21 protein-coding genes are annotated in these 24,878 nt (G+C 52.4%); 4 read left to right on the plus strand and 17 right to left on the minus strand.

The genetic code is table 11. The annotated features are described in order from the left end of the window. Positions 1 to 5: 5 nt before the first annotated feature. On the minus strand, positions 6 to 1,496 hold the full coding sequence (glpK, locus tag AC6CHM_RS21080) for a glycerol kinase GlpK (protein WP_337354008.1): 1,491 nt from the start codon (positions 1,494 to 1,496) through the stop codon (positions 6 to 8). Positions 1,497 to 1,618: 122 nt separating this feature from the next. Between glpK and AC6CHM_RS21085 the strand changes: the two genes are divergently transcribed. Beyond that, entirely contained in the window at positions 1,619 to 2,368 is a 750-nt protein-coding gene (locus AC6CHM_RS21085) for an SDR family NAD(P)-dependent oxidoreductase (RefSeq protein ID WP_115051552.1), read from the plus strand. Positions 2,369 to 2,435: 67 nt separating this feature from the next. Here the strand turns inward: AC6CHM_RS21085 and xylA are convergent, their stop codons facing one another. From xylA to AC6CHM_RS21100, 3 genes are read right to left on the minus strand one after another with little or no spacing between them, the layout of a single operon-like run. Beyond that, complete coding sequence (gene xylA, locus AC6CHM_RS21090; protein WP_498174632.1) at positions 2,436 to 3,746, minus strand: xylose isomerase; 1,311 nt, start codon at positions 3,744 to 3,746, stop codon at positions 2,436 to 2,438. After that, the gene (gene xylB / locus AC6CHM_RS21095; RefSeq protein WP_498174634.1) at positions 3,743 to 5,197 is read right to left on the minus strand and encodes a xylulokinase; all 1,455 of its coding nucleotides are present in this window, start codon (positions 5,195 to 5,197) and stop codon (positions 3,743 to 3,745) included. Before xylB ends, xylA begins: the two co-directional genes overlap by 4 nt. Positions 5,198 to 5,212: 15 nt before the next feature. Further along, on the minus strand, positions 5,213 to 6,454 hold the full coding sequence (locus tag AC6CHM_RS21100) for an ROK family protein (protein WP_498174636.1): 1,242 nt from the start codon (positions 6,452 to 6,454) through the stop codon (positions 5,213 to 5,215). A gap of 207 nt (positions 6,455 to 6,661) precedes the next feature. Here AC6CHM_RS21100 and xylF point away from each other — a divergent pair, with 207 nt between their 5' ends. The 3 genes from xylF to AC6CHM_RS21115 all read left to right on the plus strand — a co-directional run bounded on the left by xylF (position 6,662) and on the right by AC6CHM_RS21115 (position 9,888). Next, positions 6,662 to 7,705 (plus strand): D-xylose ABC transporter substrate-binding protein, encoded by a 1,044-nt coding sequence (gene xylF / locus AC6CHM_RS21105; protein ID WP_115051549.1) that lies wholly within the window; start codon positions 6,662 to 6,664, stop codon positions 7,703 to 7,705. Between the two features lie 81 nt (positions 7,706 to 7,786). Continuing rightward, complete coding sequence (locus AC6CHM_RS21110) at positions 7,787 to 9,094, plus strand: sugar ABC transporter permease (RefSeq protein ID WP_498174639.1); 1,308 nt, start codon at positions 7,787 to 7,789, stop codon at positions 9,092 to 9,094. A gap of 14 nt (positions 9,095 to 9,108) precedes the next feature. Continuing rightward, the gene (locus tag AC6CHM_RS21115) at positions 9,109 to 9,888 is read left to right on the plus strand and encodes an ATP-binding cassette domain-containing protein (protein WP_115051547.1); all 780 of its coding nucleotides are present in this window, start codon (positions 9,109 to 9,111) and stop codon (positions 9,886 to 9,888) included. Positions 9,889 to 9,929: 41 nt separating this feature from the next. Here the strand turns inward: AC6CHM_RS21115 and AC6CHM_RS21120 are convergent, their stop codons facing one another. The 13 genes from AC6CHM_RS21120 to AC6CHM_RS21180 form a co-directional block, all read right to left on the minus strand. Then, a complete protein-coding gene (locus tag AC6CHM_RS21120; protein WP_115051546.1) occupies positions 9,930 to 10,508 on the minus strand; it encodes a NifU family protein in 579 nt (192 codons plus the stop codon). 99 nt (positions 10,509 to 10,607) lie between these two features. Beyond that, positions 10,608 to 11,096, minus strand: coding sequence for a universal stress protein (locus AC6CHM_RS21125; RefSeq protein WP_008127009.1), 489 nt, complete (start codon positions 11,094 to 11,096; stop codon positions 10,608 to 10,610). Positions 11,097 to 11,138: 42 nt separating this feature from the next. Further along, entirely contained in the window at positions 11,139 to 12,218 is a 1,080-nt protein-coding gene (gene trpS / locus AC6CHM_RS21130; RefSeq protein WP_354342785.1) for a tryptophan--tRNA ligase, read from the minus strand. Between the two features lie 87 nt (positions 12,219 to 12,305). Beyond that, a complete protein-coding gene (locus tag AC6CHM_RS21135) occupies positions 12,306 to 12,692 on the minus strand; it encodes a VOC family protein (protein ID WP_354342784.1) in 387 nt (128 codons plus the stop codon). Continuing rightward, the gene (murJ, locus tag AC6CHM_RS21140; protein WP_498174643.1) at positions 12,692 to 14,284 is read right to left on the minus strand and encodes a murein biosynthesis integral membrane protein MurJ; all 1,593 of its coding nucleotides are present in this window, start codon (positions 14,282 to 14,284) and stop codon (positions 12,692 to 12,694) included. Before murJ ends, AC6CHM_RS21135 begins: the two co-directional genes overlap by 1 nt. 1 nt (position 14,285) lies before the next feature. After that, positions 14,286 to 17,099 carry a [protein-PII] uridylyltransferase gene (locus tag AC6CHM_RS21145; protein ID WP_498174645.1) on the minus strand — a complete coding sequence of 938 codons (2,814 nt, stop codon included), beginning with the start codon at positions 17,097 to 17,099 and terminating at the stop codon, positions 14,286 to 14,288. Positions 17,100 to 17,195: 96 nt separating this feature from the next. Next, positions 17,196 to 19,847, minus strand: coding sequence for a DNA mismatch repair protein MutS (mutS, locus tag AC6CHM_RS21150; protein ID WP_498174690.1), 2,652 nt, complete (start codon positions 19,845 to 19,847; stop codon positions 17,196 to 17,198). Between the two features lie 177 nt (positions 19,848 to 20,024). Beyond that, positions 20,025 to 20,915 carry a l-ornithine N(alpha)-acyltransferase gene (gene olsB / locus AC6CHM_RS21155; protein WP_370878770.1) on the minus strand — a complete coding sequence of 297 codons (891 nt, stop codon included), beginning with the start codon at positions 20,913 to 20,915 and terminating at the stop codon, positions 20,025 to 20,027. 113 nt (positions 20,916 to 21,028) lie between these two features. Beyond that, positions 21,029 to 21,526: a signal peptidase II gene (gene lspA, locus AC6CHM_RS21160; RefSeq protein ID WP_115051541.1), complete on the minus strand. Its 498-nt coding sequence runs from the start codon at positions 21,524 to 21,526 to the stop codon at positions 21,029 to 21,031. Between the two features lie 13 nt (positions 21,527 to 21,539). Then, positions 21,540 to 22,409, minus strand: coding sequence for a TrmH family RNA methyltransferase (locus AC6CHM_RS21165; RefSeq protein ID WP_115051540.1), 870 nt, complete (start codon positions 22,407 to 22,409; stop codon positions 21,540 to 21,542). After that, on the minus strand, positions 22,406 to 23,512 hold the full coding sequence (locus AC6CHM_RS21170) for an RsmD family RNA methyltransferase (RefSeq protein WP_498174648.1): 1,107 nt from the start codon (positions 23,510 to 23,512) through the stop codon (positions 22,406 to 22,408). Before AC6CHM_RS21170 ends, AC6CHM_RS21165 begins: the two co-directional genes overlap by 4 nt. 33 nt (positions 23,513 to 23,545) lie before the next feature. Further along, positions 23,546 to 24,511: a bifunctional Delta(1)-pyrroline-2-carboxylate/Delta(1)-piperideine-2-carboxylate reductase gene (lhpI, locus tag AC6CHM_RS21175; RefSeq protein ID WP_115051538.1), complete on the minus strand. Its 966-nt coding sequence runs from the start codon at positions 24,509 to 24,511 to the stop codon at positions 23,546 to 23,548. 19 nt (positions 24,512 to 24,530) lie between these two features. Continuing rightward, on the minus strand, positions 24,531 to 24,863 hold the full coding sequence (locus AC6CHM_RS21180) for a LapA family protein (protein ID WP_115051537.1): 333 nt from the start codon (positions 24,861 to 24,863) through the stop codon (positions 24,531 to 24,533). Positions 24,864 to 24,878: the final 15 nt, after the last annotated feature.

A 24,878-nucleotide genomic window follows, 5' to 3' on the forward strand; every position in this document is an offset into this window, starting at 1 on the left:
AGGAACTAACTTGTCAGGGTTCTTTTCACGGCGATCTTCCATCCGGCAATCTTGGCCTTGCGGGTCTTCTCATCCATTTTCGGTATAAAGCGCGTGTCTCTTTCCCATGTTTTGGAGAATTCGCGGCGGTTTGGCCATATGCCCGCCTTGGAGCCGGCAAGCCATGCTGCGCCAAGTGCCGTTGTTTCGAGAATGGTTGGTCGATCCACGGGCGCATCAAGAATATCGGCAAGGCGCTGCATGGTCCAGTCCGAGGCGACCATCCCGCCATCGACGCGCAGCACGGTCTTGGTGTCAGAAGTCTTCCAATCCTTTCGCATGGCGTCAAGGAGATCGCGCGTTTGATAGGCCACAGATTCCAGCGCGGCTCTTGCAAATTCCGCAGGGCCAGAGTTTCGGGTCAGTCCATATATCGCGCCACGTGCTTCTGCGTCCCAATGGGGCGCCCCTAGCCCTACGAAGGCGGGAACGAGATAAACATCTTGGCTCGGGTCTGCCTGATCAGCGAGCTTACCGGTTTCGGGCGCGGATCCAATGATTTTCAACCCGTCCCGCAGCCATTGCACCGCCGCACCTGCAATGAAAATCGAACCCTCCAGCGCATAGGTCGTTTTGCCATTGAGACGATAAGCGATGGTTGTCAGGAGCCGGTTTTTGGAGATCACCATATCGCTGCCCGTATTGAGCAAGGCAAAACAGCCCGTACCATAAGTGGATTTGAACATTCCCGGTTCAAAACAAGCTTGGCCAATGGTCGCTGCATGTTGATCACCGGCAACACCGAGAATCGGAATTGTTGCGCCAAATAAAGACGCTTCCGCCGAGCCGAAATTTGCCGCGCAGTCTTTAACCTCCGGCAACATTGCACGAGGAACCCGGAGAATTTCGAGCAGTTCGTCATCCCACTCATTGGTAGCAATGTTAAAAAGCAGCGTGCGTGAGGCATTGGTGGCATCTGTCGCGTGAACCTTGCCGCCAGTCAGTCGCCAAATCAAAAAACTGTCGATTGTACCGAAAAGCAGTTCGCCATTGGCTGCGCGCTTGCGGGCACCGGGCACTTTATCCAAAATCCAGGAAAGCTTGGTGCCAGAAAAATAGGGATCGAGCAGCAAGCCCGTTTTCCGGGTGAATTTCTTTTCCAGCCCTTGCTTCTTCAGCTTTTGGCAAAGGGAAGCGGTTCGGCGATCCTGCCAAACTATGGCGTTGTGTATCGGTTTGCCCGTTGCCTTTTCCCAGACGATCACCGTTTCGCGCTGATTGGTAATGCCGATTGCCGCAACGTCGCCCGCTTGGATTTTTGCATTCTCGATAGCAACTTCACAAGTTGCCAGAACGGATTGCCAAATTTCATCAGGATCGTGCTCAACCCAGCCAGACTGCGGATATATTTGCGTGAATTCTTGTTGGCTTTTGCCGACAACCTTCCGGCTCTTATCAAAAATGATTGCGCGGCTTGATGTCGTGCCCTGGTCGATGGCCAATACATATCCGTTCATGCTTCCTCCCGCGTTTTGAACGACGTTATTGATTTCGTTCAACGGGATCAATAACGCCGCGAATGTTATGCCTCGATATTCAACTGCTGATCGGCTATGGAGTCTCCAACGGAGAATTTCTCATGAGTGAAAAAGAACCTCGCAAGGTCCTCGTACTGACCGGCGCAAGCCGCGGTATTGGCCACGCAACTGTTAAGCGTTTTTCGCGGGCAGGTTGGCGCGTTATCACCTGCTCTCGCCAGAGTTTCGATGACAACTGCCCTTGGCCTGCTGGTCCAGACGATCATATCAAGGTCGATCTTGCTGATCCTGCTGATGTAGATCATGCGGTGTCGGAGATCAGGCAGCGGCTTAAGGTCGAAGGCGGGATGCTTAACGCCCTAGTCAACAATGCGGGTATTTCACCAAAGAATGGCTCGGGTAATCGTCTCGATTCCATTGAAACGCCAATGCAGACCTGGATGAGCGTGTTCCAGGTAAATTTCTTTGCCCCAATCATGCTGGCGCGTGGCCTGTTCAATGAGTTGGCCACTGCAAAAGGTTCTGTGGTGAACGTGACATCAATTGCCGGCAGTCGCGTACATCCATTTGCAGGTACAGCCTATGCTACATCCAAGGCAGCTTTGGCGTCATTGACCCGCGAAATGGCATCCGACTTCGGTCCCCACGGAATTCGAGTCAATGCCATCGCGCCTGGCGAGATCGATACGGCAATTCTCTCTCCCGGAACCGACAAGCTGGTGGAGCATTTGCCGCTTCGCAGGCTTGGCAAAACAGCCGAAGTTGCCGAAACGATCTTCTTCCTCTGTTCCGAGGCGTCATCTTATGTCACCGGCTCGGAAATACACATCAATGGTGGCCAACACGTTTGATTCTAAAGGATAAACAAGCTCTCATATGAGAGCTTGTTTATTAGACGTGGCTTTTATCTTTGGTGGTTTAAACGTAGCGATTGACTACATTTTCCAAATATTCCTGACGTCCGGAGCGCGGTTGCGGCTGCAGTCCTGAACCCTCAACCTTTTTCGCAATGTCCTCAAGCGAAAGCTTGCCCGAAAGCATTTGCTGGGCTTCCGGCTTTGACCAGCCAGCATAACGCTCATCGACAAACCCTGTCAGCACCTTGTCTTCGATCATCTTTGCTGCTGCCTTGAGGCCACGAGCGCAAGTGTCCATGCCGCCAATATGAGCAATCAACAAATCCTGCGGATCAAGTGACTGGCGACGCAGTTTCGAGTCGAAATTCGTGCCACCCGACGTAAATCCTCCTGCTTTGAGAATTTCAAAATATGCCAGCGCAACTTCCGGAACGTTGTTCGGGAACTGGTCTGTATCCCAGCCGGACTGATAGTCATTACGGTTCATATCGATCGAACCGAAGATGCCCAGAGCCGAGGCAGTCGCAAGTTCATGCTCAAAGGAATGGCCTGCAAGAATCGCATGACCCTGCTCCAGATTGACCTTCACTTCATTTTCAAGACCGAAGCGCTTGAGGAAGCCGTAAACAGTTGCCGCGTCATAATCGTACTGATGTTTGGTCGGCTCTTGTGGCTTCGGTTCAATAAGGATGGCGCCCTTGAAGCCAATCTTATGCTTATAATCGACGACAAGGCTCAGGAAACGTCCCATCTGGTCGAGTTCGCGCTTCATATCGGTATTCAGCAGCGTTTCGTAGCCTTCGCGACCGCCCCAGAGAACGTAGTTTTCGCCCTTGAGCTTCTGCGTAACGTCGATGCAGGTTTTCACCGTTGCGGCGGCATAGGCGAATACGTCTGGATCGGGATTGGTTGCGGCACCTGACATATAACGGCGGTTGGAAAAGAGGTTAGCTGTGCCCCAGAGAAGCTTTGTTCCTGTTTTCTCCATCTTCCCGGCAAAATAGTCCGCTATTTCATGGAGGCGCTTGTTGCTTTCTGCAAGTGTATCGCCTTCCGGGCGCACATCGGCATCGTGGAAACAGAAATAAGGTGCGCCCAGAATCGAGAACATTTCGAAGGCAACATCTGCTTTCAGTTTTGCTCCTTCCATGGTCTCATTAAACCAGGGGCGCTCGAATGTCTGCCCACCAAACGGATCGCCGCCCGGCCAGACAAAGGAGTGCCAATAGGCAACGGCAAAACGCAAATGGTCTTCAAGGCGTTTCCCCAAAATCACTTCATCCGCATTGTAGAAGCGGTAGGCTAGCGGATTTGTGCTGTCCGGCCCCTCATATTTGACTGGTTTGGTGTCGCCGAAAAATCCGCTGTTCATGACTGAACTCCTTTTAATGCTGGATATAGATTATGATAACGATGATAGGCCGCATCAAATTGAGCGGTCAGTTTTGTTTCTGGCTCGATGGTCGAAGCGGTTGAAGGCGCGACGCATATTTCACGTGGGTTAACTTGCTCGGCGGCGATCAATCCGAGACGCGCTGCCCCGAAAGCTGCGCCGAAATCGCCGTCTGCTGGCACGTCAACTGGGATATTGAGCGCCGTCGCTATGGTTTTCAACCAATAAGTTGAGCGCGAGCCGCCGCCGACAGCCGTAACGCGTTCAAGCTTCGTGCCCGCCGCCGCCAATGCACGCGAACAGTCGCGAAATGCGAAGGCCACACCTTCCAGAACGGCTTGTGTCAATACTGCGCGGTCACTTGCGTGCTCCAACCCATAAAACGATCCGCGAATAGAGGAGTCGTTAAGCGGAGTGCGCTCGCCGGAAAGATAGGGAAGGAAGGTGACGCCCGATGGTTCCCGTAAAGCTAGCCCAAGCTCGTTTGTGAGCTCAGCTGCATTGCGCGAGGTTATCCCGGCATACCAGTTCAACGCGTCGGTAGCCGACAGAATTACCCCCATCTGATGCCATGTATTCGGCAATGCATGGCAAAACGTATGCACGGCACTTTCCGGATTGGGCAAATAGGCATTGTTTGCGGCAAAAAGCACACCGGACGTGCCTAGAGAAATGAAAGCGTGACCCTCGCCAACAGTTCCCATGCCACATGCGGATGCTGCATTGTCGCCGGCTCCACCAGCAACAACGACGTTACTTTTCATTCCCCAACGCGAAGCAATATCGGATTTTAATGTGCCGGAGACATCAGTGCCTTCCACCAGCGACGGCATATGATCGAGACTTAATTCGGTGGCGGCCAAAAGTTCTTGCGACCAAGCGCGCTTACCAACGTCCAACCAGGATGTGCCCGCAGCGTCCGACATTTCCGAGACGTACTCGCCCGTCAACCAAAGCCGCAAATAGTCTTTTGGTAAAAGAATATAGCGGGTTTTACTGAAGATATCTGGCTCATTGTTTCTAACCCAGTCCACTTTTGGCGCCGTAAAGCCCGGGAAAACAATATTGCCCGTGAGCGCCCTGAATCTCGGATCTGCATCAAGCGTGCTTGCTTCTTTATGGCTTCGTGTATCGTTCCAAAGCATACATGGGCGTAACACCTGATCATTGGCGTCTAGTAGCGTTGCGCCGTGCATTTGACCCGAAAGACCGATGCCCTTTACGGCAGCAAGTTCCTTGCCATGACTGGCACGCAGTTCCTGTACAGCGTGTTCTGTTGCTCTGATCCAGTGCTCAGGGTCTTGCTCCGACCAGCCGGAGTGGGGCCGCGTGACTTCCAGCGATCCATTGCCGGAAGCTATGATCCGCTGTTCATCGTCAATCAATAACGCCTTGACACCTGATGTGCCGAGATCGAGACCGAGATACATAAGATTTCTCCTGAACTATGCTGAAATTGCCCGTTTGACCGGGGCATCTCCGGGGGCAAAAATGTGCGTATCGAGATGAAGCAGGGATGTCATCATGCATCCTTGTAAAATAAGCGGGTGTTCATCAGGATAGCAGCGAATATTGAGGTCCTCTGTCGCGCCCCAGCCGGATGTTCCCGAAATGATGGCGCGCAAATCCTTTTCAAGAAGATCGAAAACACCTGCGCCCGGGCCAACCAGCGCAACGGGAACGGGGTCAATCAGCGAAAAAAGGCTGCGTAGTCCTGAACCGATTGCCTGTCCTGCTTTGGCGAAGGCCGCACGTTCCGGACCATCCTTTGCCCGTGCAAGGTCGGCAACCTTGTTGAAACTTGCGGCGTCGACGCCCTGTATAGGTTGTGTTTTTTCATCTTCGTCAGCGATGTTTCTCAAGATGGCGTAGTCGCTGGCATAGGCTTCAATACATCCGTGCCGCCCGCACCGGCATAGCGCTCCGTTGGGGACATGCAACATATGCCCGAACTCGGATGCGGAGGAGTAGGCGCCGACAAAGGGCTTTCCTTTCAAGTAAAGGCCCATACCGATGCCGTGAGAAAGCAAAATAGCAGCAAAATCCTCGGTATAATTTTGAGGGTCAGTCCAGCGCAGAGCTTCCGCTATCATGTTGCAATCATTGGTAACGGCTACACCCACTCCATAGCGCTGCGAAAGAGCATTGCCGAATGCGATATTTGTGTCAGGCGTAATGGGAGACCAAAGCATCGCAGAGCTTGCAGCGTCTGTGACGCCCTGCACACCCATTGAGATGTGGAGCAGGGGACCAGCATTCTTCGGGCTGTTTTCGATTAACTCATCAAGCATGGATGAGACAGTTGCGATCAACTCGCCGGTTGTCGCTTCTAAAGTGGGTAAATGACGAAACTGCTCCGCAGTGACTTGGCCAGTATAGTCGAACAGCACGACATGGATAAGGTTGAGCGCGAGTTCCACCGTAGCGACTGTTGCGATTTCAGGGTTTAAAGCCAAGGCTATTTGAGGTCGTCCCCGCTTCGTTTCAGCCGGGTCGCCGCCGCGGTTTTCGCCAATAATACCTTCGGCTATAAGGGCCGTAGTAATGGCTGAAACCGTCGATGGACTTAGCCCCGTATGGGCCACGATGTCGGTTCTGGATAAATGCTCATGCTGTCGTATGGACCCCAATATAAGCCGCCGATTCTGACGGCGGACATCGTCCGGTCGCGCAATCTCATCCAGCAACAAATGACTTCCTCCCGAAATCTTTTTTTGTGCGACGCAAAAAAGTTGTTGCAGTGCAATGACTTGCGTCTTCAAAAACCAAGTTGACACGGAATTAGTTTTAAGTCACTATTTTTTTCGAGCCTCGAAATAAAGAGGTTTAATTGCTGGGCGGAGGTGAAGCCAGCAATAAATAGTCAGCGTGCTAAAGGCACTGGGAGGGTTATCATGAAGAAATATGCGGCCGCATTGGCGGGGGCAACGATTCTAGCTGTCTCGTTTGCAGGACCTGTTTTGGCGAAGGACAAGATCATCGGCGTTTCTTGGTCGAACTTCCAGGAAGAGCGTTGGAAGACCGATGAAGCTGCCATCAAGAAGGCTCTCGAGGCAAATGGTGACAAGTACATTTCTGCCGATGCGCAGTCGTCTGCGGCAAAACAGTTAACCGACGTAGAAAGCCTGATTTCGCAGGGCGCCAATGCCTTGATCATCTTGGCACAGGATTCCAGCGCAATTGGTCCAGCGGTAGAAAAAGCTGTCGCTGAAGGCATTCCTGTTGTGGGTTATGACCGTTTGATTGAAAATAAAGATGCGTTCTATGTCACGTTCGACAACAAGGAAGTTGGACGCATGCAGGCTCGCGGCGTATTGGCTGTAAAGCCAGAAGGCAACTATGCCTTCATCAAGGGCAGCTCGGCCGATCCTAATGCTGACTTCCTCTTCGCCGGCGCACAGGAAGTACTTAAAGATGCTATCGATTCCGGTAAGATCAAGAATGTCGGTGAGGCTTATACAGATGGCTGGTTGCCGGCCAACGCGCAGAAGAACATGGAGCAGTTTCTCACTGCCAACGACAACAAGATTGACGCTGTTGTTGCTGCCAATGACGGAACGGCTGGCGGTGCCATCGCGGCGCTCCAGGCTCAGGGTCTAGCCGGATCCGTGCCGGTTTCAGGTCAGGATGCCGATTTCGCTGCGCTTAATCGTGTCGCTCTAGGCACGCAGACAGTGACAATCTGGAAAGACTCGCGTGAACTTGGCAAAGAAGCTGCAGACATCGCGGCGGCATTGGCTGATGGCAAAAAGATGGAAGAAATTCCAAACGTCCAGAAGTTTGCTGGCGGTGCCAACAAGGTTGAGGTCAATGCAGTGTTTCTGACACCAGTTCCGGTTACCAAGGACAATCTGGGTGTTGTCATTGACGCCGGCTGGGTCACGAAAGACGTCGTATGCCAAGGCGTAAAAGCCGATGCAGTGGCAGCTTGCAAATAGTTTGATCAAGATATCCTGAAATTTGACGCCGCTGATCCTCCGGGTCGGCGGCGTTCAAACAAGATAACTGGGAGAAATTTCATGAGTGATCCGGCTACTAGCCTTGACCGCGCTCGCGCTTCTGAACTGAGTGTTGTTGCCCGTTTCTTCAAAGCGACGGAACTCGATACGCGGCTCCTTGGTATGATAGGGGCGCTGGTGATCATCTGGGTGGCTTTCCAGTTCCTGTCTGGTGGCCAGTTTCTGACCCCGCGAAATCTCTGGAACCTTTCCGTGCAAACTTCGTCGGTGGCTGTCATGGCAACTGGCATGGTTCTCATCATTGTTACGCGGAATATTGATCTGTCAGTCGGCTCGGTATTGGGGTTTGTCGGCATGATCATGGGCGTTACGCAAGCAGAATTTCTACCCAAACTGCTGGGGTTTGAACACTCAGCAACTTGGCTGATAGTCCTTGCCATTGGTATTTTAACGGGTGCCATTATCGGCGCCGCTCAAGGTTTTATCATTGCATTTATGGGCGTCCCTGCATTCATCGTAACGCTCGGCGGGCTTCTGGTCTGGCGTGGTGCTGCGTGGTGGGTAACCTCCGGCAGAACCGTAGCGCCAATGGACTCCACTTTCCGCCTTATGGGCGGTGGGCCCGAGGGATCAATTGGCGCGATGTGGAGCTGGATTGTCGGCTTGGTCGCCTGTGTCGCTTTGGTCGTCATGATCATTAATAGCCGTCGTCAGCGGAAACGTTTCAATTTCCCGCGTCGCCCTGTGTGGGCGGAGATATTCATGGGCTTTGTCGCTTGTGGTTTGGTGCTGGGCGTTGTCGCAGTCGCAAATGCCTATTACTGGCCCATAGGCATTGTTCGTAAATATGCGGAAGCAAACAGCATTGTGATCCCGGAAGGTGGGTTGTTTATTTCCCATGGCATTGCTGTACCAGTCCTTATCGCGGTGGCGACAGGCATCATCATGACTTTCGTGACAACACGCACGCGTTTTGGCCGTTACGTTTTTGCAATGGGGGGTAACCCGGAAGCAGCCGACCTTGCGGGTATCAATACGCGTTGGGTCACGATGAAAATCTTTATCATTATGGGAATTCTCTGCGCGATAGCCGGCGCCATCTCGACGGCACGCCTGAACGCCGCCACCAACGCGCAAGGTACATTGGATGAATTGCTGACGATTGCAGCCGCTGTTATCGGTGGCACCTCATTGGCTGGCGGTGTGGGCACGATTGCCGGGGCAATGATCGGAGCGCTTTTAATGCAATCGCTTAGTTCCGGGATGGTCTTGTTGGGCCTCGACACTCCATTGCAGAATATCGTTGTTGGCCTGGTGCTCGTCATAGCAGTTTGGCTTGATACAATTTATCGCCGTCGGACCGCTTGAGGGAGGAGAAAATTATGACAAACAAACAAACCGCTCTCATCGATATGGAAAATATCTCAATTGCCTTCGGAGGTATCCGTGCAGTTGATGGCGCATCAATCGATCTTTTCCCGGGGGAAGTTGTTGCTCTCCTTGGGCATAATGGTGCCGGAAAATCGACATTGATCAAAATTCTATCCGGCGCTTACAAACGGGATAGCGGTACGATCAAAGTTAGTGGCGAAGAGGCCACGATCAACAATCCGCGCGACGCGAAAGCCTACGGCATTGAGACGATTTACCAGACCCTTGCACTGGCCGACAATGTGGATACGGCGGCCAATCTATATCTCGGGCGAGAACTGATGACGCCATGGGGTACGCTGGATGATGTTGCGATGGAACACAGTGCAAGAGAAGTGATGGGGCGTCTCAACCCGCGCTTTCAACGCTTTAAGGATCCGGTCAAGGCCCTATCAGGTGGTCAGCGTCAGTCTGTAGCAATTGCGAGAGCTATTCTCTTTAACGCGCGCATACTTATCATGGATGAGCCAACAGCAGCACTTGGCCCGCAGGAAACAGCGCAGGTCGGCGAGCTAATCAAGCAGCTAAAGAGCGAAGGGATAGGCATTTTCCTTATCAGCCACGATATTCATGACGTCTTCCATCTCGCAGATCGTGTCGCGGTGATGAAGAATGGTCAGGTCGTCGGAACCGCAAAGGTCGGCGATGTAAATGAGGATGAGGTGCTCGGCATGATCATCTTGGGCAAATGTCCACCCGGAGCAATTCCTGGACCAGGCGCCGTTAACTGATATAAAGAAGAAGCCCGCTTGCGCGGGCTTCGAGCTTTACATCAGATAGCTTCGACCTGTTGAACTTCCGGAACGAAGTGCTTCAGCAGGTTCTGGATACCGTGCTTGAGCGTTGCGGTGGAAGAGGGGCAGCCTGAGCATGCGCCTTTCATGTGGAGAAACACCGTGCCATTTTCGAAGCCGCGAAATGTAATATCGCCACCATCTTGAGCGACAGCGGGGCGAACCCGTGTTTCCAATAATTCCTTGATCGTATCAACGATCTCGGTGTCGGCACTGTCGAAGAACTCGCCTTCAGTTTCACGCTGAGCATTGTCAGCAATATCTGTCACATTCGCCATAACTGGAGCGCCGGACATGAAATGCTCCATGATGGCGCCGAGGATCGCCGGCTTCAAATGCTGCCATTCGGGCGCATCCGTTTTAGTCACAGTTACAAAATCATATCCGAAGAATACACCGGAAACGCCGCGAACTGCAAAGATCTTGGCAGCGAGAGGTGACGCGTCACCTGCGGTAGCTGCATCCCGAAAATCAGCGGTGCCTTCCTCAAGCACCACCTTTCCCGGCAAGAATTTCAATGTTGCTGGATTAGGCGTGGCTTCGGTCTGGATAAACATGGCGTATCTCGCGTCCCTAGTTTAGAACTATTCAAAAAGCATATAGGCCTTTAAACCATTCTCTTCAAGTCAAGATTATATCACGTTTTAAGAATGCCGTCAGGTAATAGCGTCCAGATCTTCGTCAGAGAGGTTATAGGGCACGACGGTCACGGGAATAGAGAAGGTTTCCCGACCTGCTAATGACTGAACGAGTGGCCCCGGGCCGTCCTTGCCGGAACCGGCAGCCAAAACCAGGATGGCAATATCCTGATCTTCTTCGATGAGTTTTTGGATCTCTTCTGAGGTTATCCCCTCTCGTACGGCAAGTTCAGACTCTATGCCAATACTTTCCCGAACGCTGGCGGCAAACTTGCTAAGCGTGGAATTTGCGGTTTCCTCAGCCTCGGCCCGCATGATTTGCTCAACTCCGAGAAACGCTTGAAAGTCCGCTGAGTCGATGACAAACAGGAGCAGCAAAACACCCCCAGTGGTCTTGGCACGGCGGGCTGCATAAGCAACCGCCCGCTCACATTCAGGGGTTTCATCAATAATGGCCAGAAATTTACGGCGATGGCCAGCTTCGCGGCTGAGACGTTTTGATACCATTTGTGCAACCTGCCTTAAGCGTCGATCGTCTGCAAGCCTTGTCTAGTCTTGAAGGAAGCCAACGATATCACGAACCTTATGCATCGTCTTTTCCGCAAGGACACTAGCCCGTTCGCCACCATCCTTGAGAACGTTGTCGACATAACCGGGGTCAGCGGAAATGCGGCGCATTTCATCAGCGATAGGCGAGAGCTTTTCAACAGCTAGCTCAGCTAGCGCTGGCTTGAAAATGGAAAATTGCTGTCCGCCGAAGTTGCGAAGTACGGTTTCCTTGTCGGTATCCGTCAAAGCGGCATAAATGCCGACCAGATTGTCCGCCTCGGGTCGGTCTTTTAAGCCATCGACTTCGGAAGGCAAAGGATCGGAGTCTGTCTTTGCCTTTCGGATCTTCTTGGAAATCGTATCGGCATCGTCGATGAGATTGATTCGGGAAAGATCCGACGGGTCGGACTTCGACATTTTCTTGGTGCCGTCGCGTAAGCTCATAAGCCGTGCGGCAGGGCCGCCAATGACTGGTTCAGTCAATGGAAAGAAGCTTGATATGGTTTCGTCGCCTGACTGGGTCTCTATTCCAAGGCCAAGTTCAGAGATCCGGTCGGAAAAATCAGTGTTGAATTTTTGCGCGATGTCACGGGTCAGTTCGAGATGCTGCTTTTGATCCTCGCCAACCGGCACATGCGTAGCGCGATAGACGAGAATGTCAGCAGCCATCAGATTGGGGTAGACATATAGGCCAACGGACGCGTTTTCGCGATCCTTGCCAGCCTTATCCTTGAATTGTGTCATGCGGTTCAGCCAGCCCATCCGGGCGATGCAGTTAAATATCCAAGCGAGTTCAGAATGCTGGCGAACACGGCTTTGATTGAAGACTATATGTTTCTTGGGATCAACGCCCGAGGCGAGGAAAGCAGCGGTGACTTCACGCGTGTTACGCAAAAGCTCCGAAGGCCCCCCCCAGACAGAAATCGCCTGCGTTATGGCGTGCTGATCGACCACGCAATAGATGCAATTATTGTTTTCCTGCAAAGCGACCCAACGGCGGATTGCGCCAAGATAGTTGCCAAGGTGCAGATTTCCGGTTGGTTGAACACCGGAAAAAACGAGCGGTTCAAACGTGCTCATAAATCGTCCTTAATTCTTCTTCGGCCAAGGTGGATAGCCATGACGTGCGGTTCTGGCAGAGCAAAGCATGGGATTCAAGCCCTACCATCATTTGAGCTGCAACAGGTCCCATTTATTGCCGTAGAGATCCTCGAAAACAGCTACGCTGCCATAGGCTTCATGTCTTGGTTCTTCGAGAAATTTCACACCTGCACGCAGCATTTTCGCGTGATCGTTTGAAAAGTCATCCGTATAGAGAAACAGGGCAACACGGCCACCTGTCTGATTGCCTATCGCTTGCTGTTGTTGCGGGCCTTCAGCCTGAGCTAGAAGCAGCTTTGCGCCACCTCTTTCCGGTGAGACAACCACCCAGCGCTTTGTTTCCGATTGTTTAGTGTCGCTCTCAACGGAAAAACCCAGCACATTTGTGTACCAGGCAATCGCCTCATCATAGTCATCAACGACGAGTGTGATCAGTCCAATTCCGCGGGCCATTATGGATTCTCCGCTGGTGGTTCAGGTGCTTTTGCACGGCGCTTTACGTTGCGGCGGATCATGCCAAGACTTGCGCCGCCACTGCCAAAGGCCAATGCGAAATATATGACCATCGACATGAAGATGAGACCGAAAACGCCAGCTGCCTGAACATGGACAGGTGCTTGCGCGACGAGATAGGGCTCCGCCCATTTGAGTGCATAGGACAATGCAAGCGCCATAATGGCAGCGGCAATGATCAATCGCGGTATACGGGTCAAAAGCGGGATGTCACGTCCCCAATGCCCTCGCCAGACAAGAGTAGCAAACAGAAGGATGGCGTTGACCCATCCAGCTGTCACTTCGGCGGTGGCAATGCCTGTCTCTGCCAAAATGGGAAAGAGTGTCAGCGCCATGGCTATATTGATGACCACCGAAACGGCCGCAAAGATCATAGGCGTCTTGGTATCTTCACGTGCGAAAAAGCCGGGTATGAACGCCTTGATCAGCACGAAGGCGGGTAGGCCAAGACCATATATCGCAAGAATATTCGCAACACGACTTGTTGACTCAGCGGTAAATTCGCCGCGTTCGAGCAAGAGCCGAATAATCGGCTCGGACATGACCAGAAGCGCTGCAGCGGCTGGCAATGTAAGAAACAAGATGAACTCGACCGAACGATTTTGGAGGTTGCCCGCTTCTTTCAAATTTCCAGAGCGAAGGGCGCGGGCAAGTTCTGGCAAGAGCACAGTTGCGACAGCGATACCTACAACGCCGAGTGGGAGTTGATAGACGCGATCAGCGTTTGCCAGTGACGTAATTGCGCCTTCCTTACCGGAAGCGATATTGGTGTTTATCAGCAGATTTATCTGCGTTATGCCGCCTGTAATTGCTGCGGGTAGAGCCAAAACCAAAAGTCGTTTGACGTTTGCAGTCATGCGGGGGCGGCGAAAGCCAATCGATATTCCAGCTTTACGCACGGCAAACCAGACGATAGTCAATTGCACCAGCCCCGCAGCCATTACACCCCAGGAAAGGCCATAGCCAATTGCAATGCCGTCATGGCCGGCATACCAGGCATAGGCGAGCACGCCAATCAGAATGATATTCAGGAAAACCGGCGCTACTGCAGCGGCAAAATAACGGTGAAGGGAGTTCAGCATTCCCCCCATCATGGCTGCCAGCGACATGCATGCCAGATATGGAAACATGATGATCGCCATCGAAACCGTATTGCCGAACTTTTGCGGATCATCGACAAATCCCGGAGCAATCACGGTTCGCACGATGAGAGGCATGGACAGTTCCATGATAATGGTCAGAGCCATCAGAACGCTGAACAGAACGCCAAAGACTTCTTCCGAAAACCGCTTGGCCCCATCCATACCGTTGGCTTCAATTTCCTTTGCAAAAAGAGGTACAAAGGCTGCGTTGAATGCACCCTCCGCAAACAATCGGCGGAAGGTGTTGGGAAATCGGAAGGCAGCATTGAACGCATCCGCAACCGGACCCGTTCCAAGAGCTGCGGCCATAAGCATTTCGCGGGTAAGACCAAAGACACGGCTCATCAATGTGCCGGACGCGACGGTCGCAAATTTCTTGACGAGGCTCATACTATTCTGCCGTCATGAGGGCGTTTTGCCGTTGAGGCTGGGCTGTAATAATGTCGCCCTCGCCGAAAAGCGCGAGAAGTTTTTTACGGATGCGGCTTTGTCGGGTCGTATTGGTAATTTGATGGCCAACAAGGTCGGTCACATAGAACACGTCGATAACCTTTTCGCCGAATGTCGTCACATGTGCCGAGGCAATGTCGAGCGATAAGTCGGAGATTACTCCTGTGATCTCTGACAGAACGCCCGGACGATCCAAACCTTCAACTTCGATTACCGTGAATTTGTTTGATAGAGTATTGTTGATCTCCACCCGGGGCGTAATCTTGAATGCCTTTGCAGCGCGCTTAGGCTTTGTTCTGGAGGCAAGCATCTCAGGCAGATAGGTTTTGCCCGACAATACGTCCTCAATTAAACGTCCAACGCGCGTGGCGCGCCGCCGCTCGTCATCGTCAGTTGCAAATTCACGGCTGATCAGGATTGTGTCGAGCGCCCGCCCATCACTAGTGGTAAAAATCTGTGCGTCGACGATATTCGCGCCTGCAGCCGCGCATGCACCCGCGATGACGGATAGAAGTCGCGGATGATCTGGAGAAAGGACAGTAATTTCCGTCACACCCTCGAAATCGTGAGTTTTCACCATGGTAGCAAGTGTTTTGCCACTGGCGTCAGATTCTCGAATAAAGGTCGCATGGCGCACCTGATCGGCAATGCTCACTGTCAGCAGGTAGTTCTGATAGTGAAGTGCGAGATAGGATTGACGTTCGACCTGCGGCCACGATGACAGAGCATGCTCAAGCTGCGCTCTGGCGTGGTCCGTTCGCTCTTTGCGCGGCACTTCCGAAAAGCCGCCTGTAAGCATCAATTCGGTTTCGTAGAACAGATTTCGCAATAACTGCCCCTTCCAGCCGTTCCAGACACCGGGGCCGACCGCTTTTATGTCGCAGATCGTCAGGATCAGCAGCAGTTTCATGCGATCGAGCGTTTGTACAATCTCGGCAAAGTCTTCGATTGTTTTGCGATCATTCAAGTCGCGTGATTGCGCGACCATGCTCATTGTCAGATGCTGCTCGACCAACCAGGCCACGGTTTGGGTATCGGCCTTGGAAAGACCCAAGCGCGGGCATATGCGTTTAGCAATACGTGCACCTGCAATGGAATGATCTTCCGGGCGGCCTTTCGCAATGTCATGTAGCAGAAGCGCAATATATATGAGACTACGGTCCTTTTTCAGGCCGGGCATGATCTGATTGGCTAAGGGATGCTCCTGTTCGAGTTCGCCGCGCTCGATTTCGGACATTACTGCGATGCATCGCAGTAAATGCTCATCAACGGTGTAGTGATGGTACATATTGAACTGCATCATCGCGACGACTTTGCCAAAATCCGGAATGAACTTACCCAATACGCCGGATTCGTTCATGCGGCGTAGGATAAGTTCCGGATTGCGCTCTGAAGTCAGGATTTCAAGGAAGAGTTTATTGGCCTCCTGATTGTCGCGCAGGTCTGCTTTGATCAGAAAAAGAGAGCGCGTAACCAGTTGCATCGCATCCGGGTGAAATTCCAACCCATGTTTGTCAGCAAGATGGAAAAGACGGATGAGGTTCACAGGGTCCTTGTGAAATACTCCGTCATTGGCAATCGTAATGCGGTGATTGTCGACAACAAAATCCGTGGTTCCCGCCAATTTACGTTTTCGGCGCGAAAAAGTGAGGAAAATCCGGTTGAAACCTGGAACATGCTTCGCCTGCTCCTCTTCCAGCGCAGCACAAATGATACGCGTTAGATCGCCAACTTCTTTCGCCACAAGAAAGTAATGTTTCATAAAGCGCTCGACATCCCGTTGTCCGGGATGCGCGGTATAGCCAAGGCGCCTTGCGATTTCGCTCTGTATATCGAAAGAAAGACGTTCTTCGGACTTTCCTGTAAGGAAGTGCATGTGGCAGCGAACTGCCCATAAAAGGTCTTCAGCCTTGCGGAAAATATTGTGTTCCGCGCGCGAAAGCACGCCCAGTTTGACCAATTCATCACTTGTCTTGACGCGATAATAATATTTGGCGATCCAGAAGAGAGTATGAAGGTCGCGCTGACCGCCTTTGCCTTCCTTTACGTTCGGTTCAACGAGATAGCGGGTTGCGCCGGATTTCTTGTGGCGCGCATCCCGCTCTGCAAGCTTTGCTTCGATGAAGGCGGGACCGGTGCCCTCAACAACCTCTTTATCAAATCGCTCAATGAGCTTGTCGAACAGCTCCTGATTGCCGCAAATATAGCGTGCCTCCAGAATACTGGTGCGGATGGTCATATCCGAAAGCGATAAGCGGACTGATTCATCCAGATTGCGGGTAGCATGACCGATTTTCAGGCCAATATCCCAAAGCATATATAGAATGTATTCGACCACCTGCTCACCCCAGGGGGTTTGCTTATAGGGTAGGAGAAATAACAGATCGATATCAGAACCTGGAGCCAGACCGCCGCGACCATAACCACCAACCGCTATGATCGTCATTTTCTCTGAAGTCGAAGGATTGACTGCGGGATAAACATGGCGGGTTGCAAAATTATAGAGCGCCGTAATGATCTGATCCATCAACCATGAGAGACGCACGGAGCATCGCGTGCCGCGGGCATCTTGCATCAGCATCGTTTCAGCGCTTTTGCGGCCAAGTTCCAGCGTTTGCTTGATGAGCTGCAAAACATCGCTGCGCTCGACAGACGGTTTGCCCTGCTTGGCTGCCGCTTTGACGAGATCTTCAAATTGTTGATGAAGCCTGTCCGGGCTGACGATCTGTTCCAGTTTCAGGTCTGTGGCGCTCATGAACACGACTTTACAAATGATGGCCGCACGCTATAGCGCGAATTTGCGCCAAACGAAACGATTACATTTTGAAGCAGGCAGTAATACGTCTTGGCGCTAATGTGCGCTTAGTCCTTTCAGGCGGTAAAGTTCTTCAAGTGCTTCGCGTGGGGTCAACTCGTCGGGGTTAATTGCCGATAGGGCGACAAGGAGCGCACTGTCTTTCCCTTGGACTGGCTTGGGTGCCTGTCGTTTTACCTCTACGGAAAACAGCGGCAAATCATCAATTAGCTTATCCGCTTTGCCAGAGGTTTCGCCAGCTTCCAGCTGATGCAAAACATCGCGGGCCCGATTTACGACAGCTTCAGGCAAACCCGCCAGACGTGCCACCTGCACACCATAGGAACGGTCGGCTGCACCCTTGGCAACCTCATGCAAAAATACAACGTCTCCGTCCCATTCCTTTACCCGCATTGTTACATTGCTTAGGCGCTCAAGCTTTTCGGAAAGCGAAGTCATTTCATGAAAATGCGTTGCAAAGATTGCGCGGCATTGATTTTTCTCATGCAAATATTCAACCGCTGCCCACGCGATGGAAAGACCATCGAAAGTGGCAGTGCCGCGTCCGATCTCATCAAGGATCACAAGGGAACGATCCGTTGCCTGGTTCAAAATCGCAGCCGTTTCAACCATTTCTACCATGAATGTAGAGCGGCCGCGCGCCAGATCATCGGATGCACCAACGCGGGAGAACAGCCGATCGACCACGCCTATATGCGCTGAACCCGCAGGGACAAAAGAACCCATTTGGGCGAGGATGGCTATAAGCGCGTTCTGGCGCAGAAAAGTTGATTTACCGCCCATATTGGGGCCCGTCAGGAGCCAAATGGCTCCTTTACCGGTGGTGAGCGGCGAGAGATTGCAGTCGTTAGCAACAAAAGGATTTTCTGCCTGTCGTCTAAGGGATTGCTCGACCACGGGATGACGCCCGGCGACAATTTCAAAGGCTAAGCTGTCGTCGACCAGTGGGCGGCAATATCCTTGTTCGCCGGAGAGAGCAGCCAGAGCAACGGATACATCAAGGGTTGATAATGCGAGTGCGCCAGCACGTATGGCGTCAGCATTGAGAATCGTTTCATTTGTCAAAGCGTCGAAGATGCCAAGTTCGATCGAAAGAGCCCGTTCTGCTGCATTTGCGATTTTGGTTTCAAGCTCAGCCAGCTCGGTGGTTGTAAACCGCATGGCATTGGCGATTGTTTGACGATGTATGAACTTGCTCTTTGCCTCAACGCTATCCGTCATGACGGAAGCATTGTTCGCAGTTACCTCGATGAAGTAGCCCAGCACATTATTATGCTTGATTTTCAGCGATCGGATGCCTGTGGTTTCCATATAGTCGGCTTGCAAGCCGGCGATGATCCGGCGCGAGTGATCCCGCAGAGCACGCATTTCATCGAGTTCGGCGTGATACTCCGCACGAACAAATCCCCCATCACGTTTTAGCAACGGCAATTCATCAGCCAAAGACCGGTCAAGGTGTGCGGCAAAATCCAGAGGCAATTGGGCGAGACATTCGCGAACGCGGGCAAGTTCCGATGGTAATTCTTCACCCGAAAACAAGTGAAAAATCTCGGAGGCGGCTTCCAGACCAAGCGCGAGAGCCCCAAGATCACGGGGGCCGCCACGACCGACAGCCAGCCGCGACAATGCGCGGGGCATATCCGGAACGCCTTTCAGGGCTCCTTGCATCAGATCGGCAAGGGATTGCCGCGCAAGGAAGAATGAGATGGAGTCGAGGCGCTCGGATATGGCTGTGGTATCTGTTAAAGGTGATGTCAAACGTTCGGCCAGAAGACGCGCTCCGCCGCCGGTAGTCGTTCGATCAATCGCTCGCAGCAGGCTACCTTCACGTTTGCCGGAAAGCGTGCGTAGGAGCTCAAGGTTCCCCCGCGTCGCTGGATCTATGAAAAGCGAAGAACCTTCCGATTCCCGCTCCGGACGCATCAAGGGAGGGCGTTCCGCGAGCTGTGTTTTTTCTACATAGGCGATAGCGCCCGATATGGCGGAGAGTTCAGCGCGTGAAAACTGACCAAACCCATCTAGAGTGCTGACATCAAAATAGCGTTGTATGCGATTTTCTGCTGTGGCGCTGTCAAACAGGCTTGGCGGTTGGGGGCTCACAGCGCGCCCGACAATATCAAAAACTGCACGCAATTCCGGGTCGTGAAAAACTGTGTCCGCCACAATCAGTTCGCGAGGGTCGACGCGGAGTATATCTGCCAGTAAACGCGAAGCGTCCGATTCACTGACGCGGAAAGTTCCGGTTGAGATGTCGATCCAGGCAAGGGCAAATTGGGTCTTATCCGCGCCTTTGACGCGGCCCATAGTCATCAGATAGTTTGCTTCAGAAGGATCAAGGAGTTTCTCTTCAGTGATCGTTCCCGGTGTAACCAATCGAACAACATCGCGCTTTACAACGGATTTTGAACCACGCTTCCTTGCTTCGGCCGGATCTTCCACCTGTTCGCAAACTGCAACCCGAAAGCCTCGTGCTATCAGTTTCTGCAAATAGTCATCAGCGGCATGGACCGGGACGCCGCACATGGGAATATCTTCGCCAAGATGTTTTCCACGCTTTGTCAGGGTAATCCCGAGGGCCCTGGAAGCTTCGACGGCATCGTCGAAAAAAAGCTCGTAAAAATCGCCCATTCGATAAAACAGAAGACTGTCAGGATTAGTCGCCTTAATCTCGATATACTGCTCCATCATCGGCGTTGGACGCGCCGAGATATTCGCTTCATATGGGGATTGTTCAATTACAGAGGATGCCAATTCGGCCAAAACTTGTCTCCTGAGCTAAGCAGGAGCAATCTATTCGGTATCCGCGAATTTACACACCTCTGCAGAGTCAAACTGCGATATTCTCCACAGGTGATAAAACGATGTCTATCCGAAACGTTTCGATTCGGCCGCATAATGGCTGACGTAGCGTTCGGAGATGCGGCTAACGGGCAAAATGATGCAAACATCCGTTGTGCCAAAATCGTGATCGATAACGGCACCATCACCTATCATTGCACCAAGTCGCAAATAACCTTTGATCAAGGGTGGCATCGCAAAGAGTGCCACACGGGCATTGATAGCTTCGTTCGGAACAAGGTCCATGGCTTGATAAAGAGCAGGTAAAGCTTTGACATCCCAGTCGGCCGTTGCCCGGCAATTGTGATGAAGAAAGGAGAGCGGCAAAGCATGGGCGGCCGGAACAGTGCCTTGGAAGGATGCGCATCCAAACATCACGCCAATTGAATGGAACCGGCAATAGGTCCAGATGCCTTGCCAGAGCAATTCGACAGTACGTTTCGAGCGATATTCAGGCAGGACACAGGAACGGCCAAGTTCGAGAAAACGTAAATCCGGCTTGGCGGCGACGAGGCGTTCGATGGAAAATTCGCTTGCAGTATAAAAACCGCCTGTCTCGAAAGCTTTTTCGGAGCGCAGGAGTCGGTATGTTCCAACGATCTGTTTGTGCTTTGGTCCAGGTATTGCTGTGTCATAAACAAGGAGGTGATCGCAAAAGGGATCAAACCGATCAGCGTCGCGCTGCTCTAATGTTGCAGAACCTTTGGCGCCCAGTTCGTCAAAGAATACTTTGAACCGCAATTGCTGGGAGGAGGCAATTTCGTCCTCGGTTTGCGCAAGGCAAACCTCCATAGTCCCGATTCGGCCAAGCACCGAGACAATCTGTGGAGCCGTAAATGGCGAAGATGTTGAATCAACCTGCGACATGATGCTTTGATCTTTAGAGATTGAAGCGGATTCAAGCAAGGAGATGTCCATATCGATTTGACCCTCGTCGGAGGTTGACCGGTAGTCGTTCTCGCCCTCATTACTACGATTTAATGACGGCAACATGACGTAAAACGAAGGCCAAACCGGCGATGCTTGATCAGCTAGTTTGCCTTATCAGGCGGGTTCTTCCGCTCTTTAGCCCAAACAAAAAACTCTTCAATTACAACCAATGCTGCACCAACAGAAATATAGGCATCGGCGAGATTGAAAACGGCGAATGACCATGATGGCAGATGGAAAAGAATATAGTCGATTACATAGCCATGAACGCTGCGATCAATGAGGTTACCGAGAGCGCCGCCAATAATAAGCGCAAAGCCCGCACGAGAAATCCACCGATCCGGGTTTGTACTCCACCAAAGGTAACTTACGAAGCCTATGACGACGAGTGTAAGCCCTATGAGCGCAATGTCGTGCATTCCGCTCAACATTGAAAAGGCAATGCCTTCATTGTGAACACGAAACAATGCCAGAAAGGGTAAAAGATCGATTTGCTGCTGATAATCCATACCTGTTTCGACGAGATATTTGATTATCTGGTCGGTCAGGACAGCAACCATGATGATTGCAGAAAGGCTAAAAAAACGCGTGCGGCTCATAAATGGCATTTTCTCAAGTGGTCGCGTCAAGCTTCAGGGCATCACGCCGGATTTCAAACAGCATTACTCCGGTTGCGATGGCAAGATTAAGGGAGTCAGCTCGGCCGGCTTGGGGTATTCGCGCCAGCCGATCACATGCCGAGGACAGCTGATCGGGTAGGCCCTGCTGCTCGTTGCCCATTAACAAGACGACCGGCTTATTGGCGTAAGGGATAGTCCGATAGTCCACTGAACCCTTGAGATGCGTTCCAACGATCAGACCCGTGAAACTCTTTCTCCAGGATAGAAATTCTGCTTCCGTTGCCCTGATGAGGGGAACTGCAAATACCGACCCCATTGTCGCGCGAACCGTTTCAAGCGAGAACGGGTCCGTTGTGTCGCCGATGAGGATAATACCTTTGGCGCCTGCTGCGTCGGCAGTTCGAATGATTGTACCGAGGTTTCCAGGGTCCCGAACCCGATCCAGAGCCACGAAAACGTCATTGGCTTGTGGACGGATGTTGGAAAGCATTTGGAGGTTTTGCTGGAACACCCCGACTACCATTTGCGGGTTGTCACGCCGGGTTATTGCCGAGATGATCTTTTCATTGACCTCCAGCACATCGCCGCCCTTGGCCACCGTTCTGGCGGCAACTTGCTCGACAAGCGAGTTTCCCTTACCGGCTTTGGAGTAAACCAAGGTCTTGATTGTCCAACCAAGGTCGAGTGCGTCGATGACGAGCTTTAGTCCTTCGGCAAGAAACACACCCTGCTGATCGCGGAATTTTTTCAATGCCAGCGAACGCAGATCCTTGACGATCGGGTTTGTAAGGCTGGTGACTTCCTTGACTTTGCCCGGGCGGACAATGCCGCTGCCGCGATGGTGGTCGTCCTGCTTGCTCATGATGCACCCCAGCGGCTGAAGAGAGATGTGGAAAGGGCGCGCTTTGAGGAGCGCTCGCGAAGAATAAGTTCGCCGGACTGCACTTCGCCGCCAAGGCCCGTAAACGTATCCCGCATCAATTCGTGAATGGCAAAAAATGATGCGCGGATCGAATAGGCAGTTAAGACGACCGCCAAGGGATTTGGGGTAAGAATTGATCGGCATAAATCAATCATGTCTGGCAAATTGTCGAAAAGTTGCCAGACCTCGCCGTTGGGGCCGCGCCCATAGGCAGGTGGATCAAGGAGGATGATGTCGTAACCATTTCCGCGGCGTTCTTCCCGCGCCACGAATTTCATTGCATCTTCGCATATCCAGCGAATAGGCTTGCTCGATAGTCCAGCCATTTCCTGATTTTCGCGTGCCCAGAGAATGGCTTTCTTCGACGCGTCTACATGCGTGACCTCGGCGCCTGCCCGGGCTGCTACGAGTGAAGCAACCCCCGTATAACCAAAGAGGTTTAACACTTTGACCGGGCGTTTTGCACCGCGGATCAGATCATGCATATACGCCCAATGCGTCCCCTGTTCAGGAAATACGCCAACATGCCGGAATGAGGTGAAACGGCCCAAAAACGAAATGCCATCATAAGCGAGCGGCCAGGTTTCACCCAACGGCACATTAGGAAATTGCCAACGTCCAACGCCCTCTTCATCTGTATTGCCGGTGAAAATTGCATCGGCCTTGTCCCACTCGCTCTTGCTCCACGCCGGAAGCCAGATCGCTTGACCTTCCGGGCGGACAATCCGGTAAGGGCCGTACTGTTCCAGTTTCAAACCATTGCCGCTATCAAGAAGCGCATAATCTTCAGACGGAAGCGTTTCCAGAATAAGCCCGGTCTTTTCCTGCGGACGTGCACCGGTACGGCGGGTAACCACGCGCTTTGGAGTTTGTTCTGTTCGCGGCGATGCACGCTCCGTTTCTTCATCGGAGGAACGGTGCGCTTTGGCGAATTGCGGGCGGGGCTTCGTTACGCTTTGCCGCTGCACAGCATTTTTTGAAACGTCACCTTGTCGGCCACTGCCGTTTTTCGTTTTTCTAATTTTACCGCCGTGCGATTTCAAACCGTATTTTCCTTGCAACCTTTTCCAAGGTTACTACGCCATTGCCTTTTCATAGACAAGGATACCCGCAGCAAGGTCTTCAAGAGCTGCGCCAACGGATTTGAACAACGTAATCTCGCCCGTCGATTGACGACCTCTCATTGTTCCTCGTGTGAGGTCGAACAAATCGCCAATTATGTGGCCGGAATCGATTACCCCGGCCTTGATCGGCTGGACGATATCACCGCCCTCTTTTAGCGCTCCGTCTCTCGTATCAACAAAAACACGCGCTCGTTTGATGCACTCATCGTCACTTTCTCGCATCTTCGGCGTAAAAGCACCGATAAGATCGACGTGCGCGCCGGCTTTCAGATGTTTTCCAAGGATCAACGGCTCGGTGGATAGCGTACCGGCGGTGATGATATCGGCCTCCGCGATCGCTGCATCCTTGTCTTCAACAGCTCTGGCGTTAAAACCGTCCCGGATCAACTCTGCCGCTACTTTCTCGGCTCCGGCAAAATTTCTGTTCCAAATCGAGATGTCGTTAATTGGACGTATGGCGCTATGAGCTCGGGCCAAAAAGCCCGAAAGTGCGCCCGCACCGAGAACCACAAGCTTTGATGCATCTTCCCGGGCGAGATAGCGTGCTGCAAGAGCGGACGCCCCTGCTGTCCGCCATAAGGTCAGGCGTTGACCATCTATAAGAGCTTTTGGTTCACCGGTCTTACCGTCGAGCAACAGATATACACCCATCACGGCAGGTTTCGAGACGGCACCATTATCTGGCGAGACAGTTACAATCTTAACGCCCATATAACCCTTGGACGAGTCGCCCAGCGCATCAAAATCGGACCATGCGGGCATTAGAAGCAGTGTGGAGGCCGCTCCATCCGGGCGCTCAACAGTATGATGGTGGCGCACGGGCTGGATCACGCCTTGGCGGAATGCCAGCTCGATTGCGTTAATCATGTCGGGCCAGTTCAACAGGGCATCGACCTCAACGGGGGAGACGAGTTTCATTAAAGGTCCTTGATAGAAATTAATGCAAGGAGGGAAGATTGGGTGTCGAGGCCGTTTCAGTGGCTGCCTTGCGCGCTTCCTTGCGTAACATTTCTGCTTCGAGCTTGCGTTGACGCGCCAGCTTGCGATGCTTGCCCTGATTGGACCAAGTGACAAGACTGCCGAGAACAAGACCGATGATCAAAGCGGCAAACAACCAGACAAACAAAGGAGCCGAGTAGGAAAGCGCAGGGTTGCCCGGATTAAAGGGATCAATCGTAAACAGGGCATTACCGCGATTGGCAACCGATAAAGCGATCAGAATAATCGCGATCGGTACGAGAATCAGTACGGCGACCACGCGATTAATCATATTGAAGCCTCTTTT

The sequence above is a fragment of the Phyllobacterium sp. GQ127 genome, from assembly GCF_059758635.1.

What these genes read in the sequence shown, in the direction of transcription:
- AC6CHM_RS21110 (WP_498174639.1), top strand. Translation starts at nt 7,787, where the DNA reads ATGAGTGATCCGGCTACTAGCCTTGACCGCGCTCGCGCTTCTGAACTG.
- olsB (WP_370878770.1), bottom strand. Translation starts at nt 20,915, where the DNA reads ATGGACATCTCCTTGCTTGAATCCGCTTCAATCTCTAAAGATCAAAGC.
- AC6CHM_RS21145 (WP_498174645.1), bottom strand. Translation starts at nt 17,099, where the DNA reads ATGAGCGCCACAGACCTGAAACTGGAACAGATCGTCAGCCCGGACAGG.
- murJ (WP_498174643.1), bottom strand. Translation starts at nt 14,284, where the DNA reads ATGAGCCTCGTCAAGAAATTTGCGACCGTCGCGTCCGGCACATTGATG.
- trpS (WP_354342785.1), bottom strand. Translation starts at nt 12,218, where the DNA reads ATGAGCACGTTTGAACCGCTCGTTTTTTCCGGTGTTCAACCAACCGGA.
- AC6CHM_RS21165 (WP_115051540.1), bottom strand. Translation starts at nt 22,409, where the DNA reads ATGAGCAAGCAGGACGACCACCATCGCGGCAGCGGCATTGTCCGCCCG.
- AC6CHM_RS21115 (WP_115051547.1), top strand. Translation starts at nt 9,109, where the DNA reads ATGACAAACAAACAAACCGCTCTCATCGATATGGAAAATATCTCAATT.
- xylF (WP_115051549.1), top strand. Translation starts at nt 6,662, where the DNA reads ATGAAGAAATATGCGGCCGCATTGGCGGGGGCAACGATTCTAGCTGTC.
- AC6CHM_RS21120 (WP_115051546.1), bottom strand. Translation starts at nt 10,508, where the DNA reads ATGTTTATCCAGACCGAAGCCACGCCTAATCCAGCAACATTGAAATTC.
- glpK (WP_337354008.1), bottom strand. Translation starts at nt 1,496, where the DNA reads ATGAACGGATATGTATTGGCCATCGACCAGGGCACGACATCAAGCCGC.
- AC6CHM_RS21085 (WP_115051552.1), top strand. Translation starts at nt 1,619, where the DNA reads ATGAGTGAAAAAGAACCTCGCAAGGTCCTCGTACTGACCGGCGCAAGC.
- mutS (WP_498174690.1), bottom strand. Translation starts at nt 19,847, where the DNA reads ATGATGGAGCAGTATATCGAGATTAAGGCGACTAATCCTGACAGTCTT.
- lspA (WP_115051541.1), bottom strand. Translation starts at nt 21,526, where the DNA reads ATGAGCCGCACGCGTTTTTTTAGCCTTTCTGCAATCATCATGGTTGCT.
- xylB (WP_498174634.1), bottom strand. Translation starts at nt 5,197, where the DNA reads ATGTATCTCGGTCTCGATCTCGGCACATCAGGTGTCAAGGCGTTATTG.
- AC6CHM_RS21125 (WP_008127009.1), bottom strand. Translation starts at nt 11,096, where the DNA reads ATGGTATCAAAACGTCTCAGCCGCGAAGCTGGCCATCGCCGTAAATTT.
- xylA (WP_498174632.1), bottom strand. Translation starts at nt 3,746, where the DNA reads ATGAACAGCGGATTTTTCGGCGACACCAAACCAGTCAAATATGAGGGG.
- lhpI (WP_115051538.1), bottom strand. Translation starts at nt 24,511, where the DNA reads ATGAAACTCGTCTCCCCCGTTGAGGTCGATGCCCTGTTGAACTGGCCC.
- AC6CHM_RS21135 (WP_354342784.1), bottom strand. Translation starts at nt 12,692, where the DNA reads ATGGCCCGCGGAATTGGACTGATCACACTCGTCGTTGATGACTATGAT.
- AC6CHM_RS21180 (WP_115051537.1), bottom strand. Translation starts at nt 24,863, where the DNA reads ATGATTAATCGCGTGGTCGCCGTACTGATTCTCGTACCGATCGCGATT.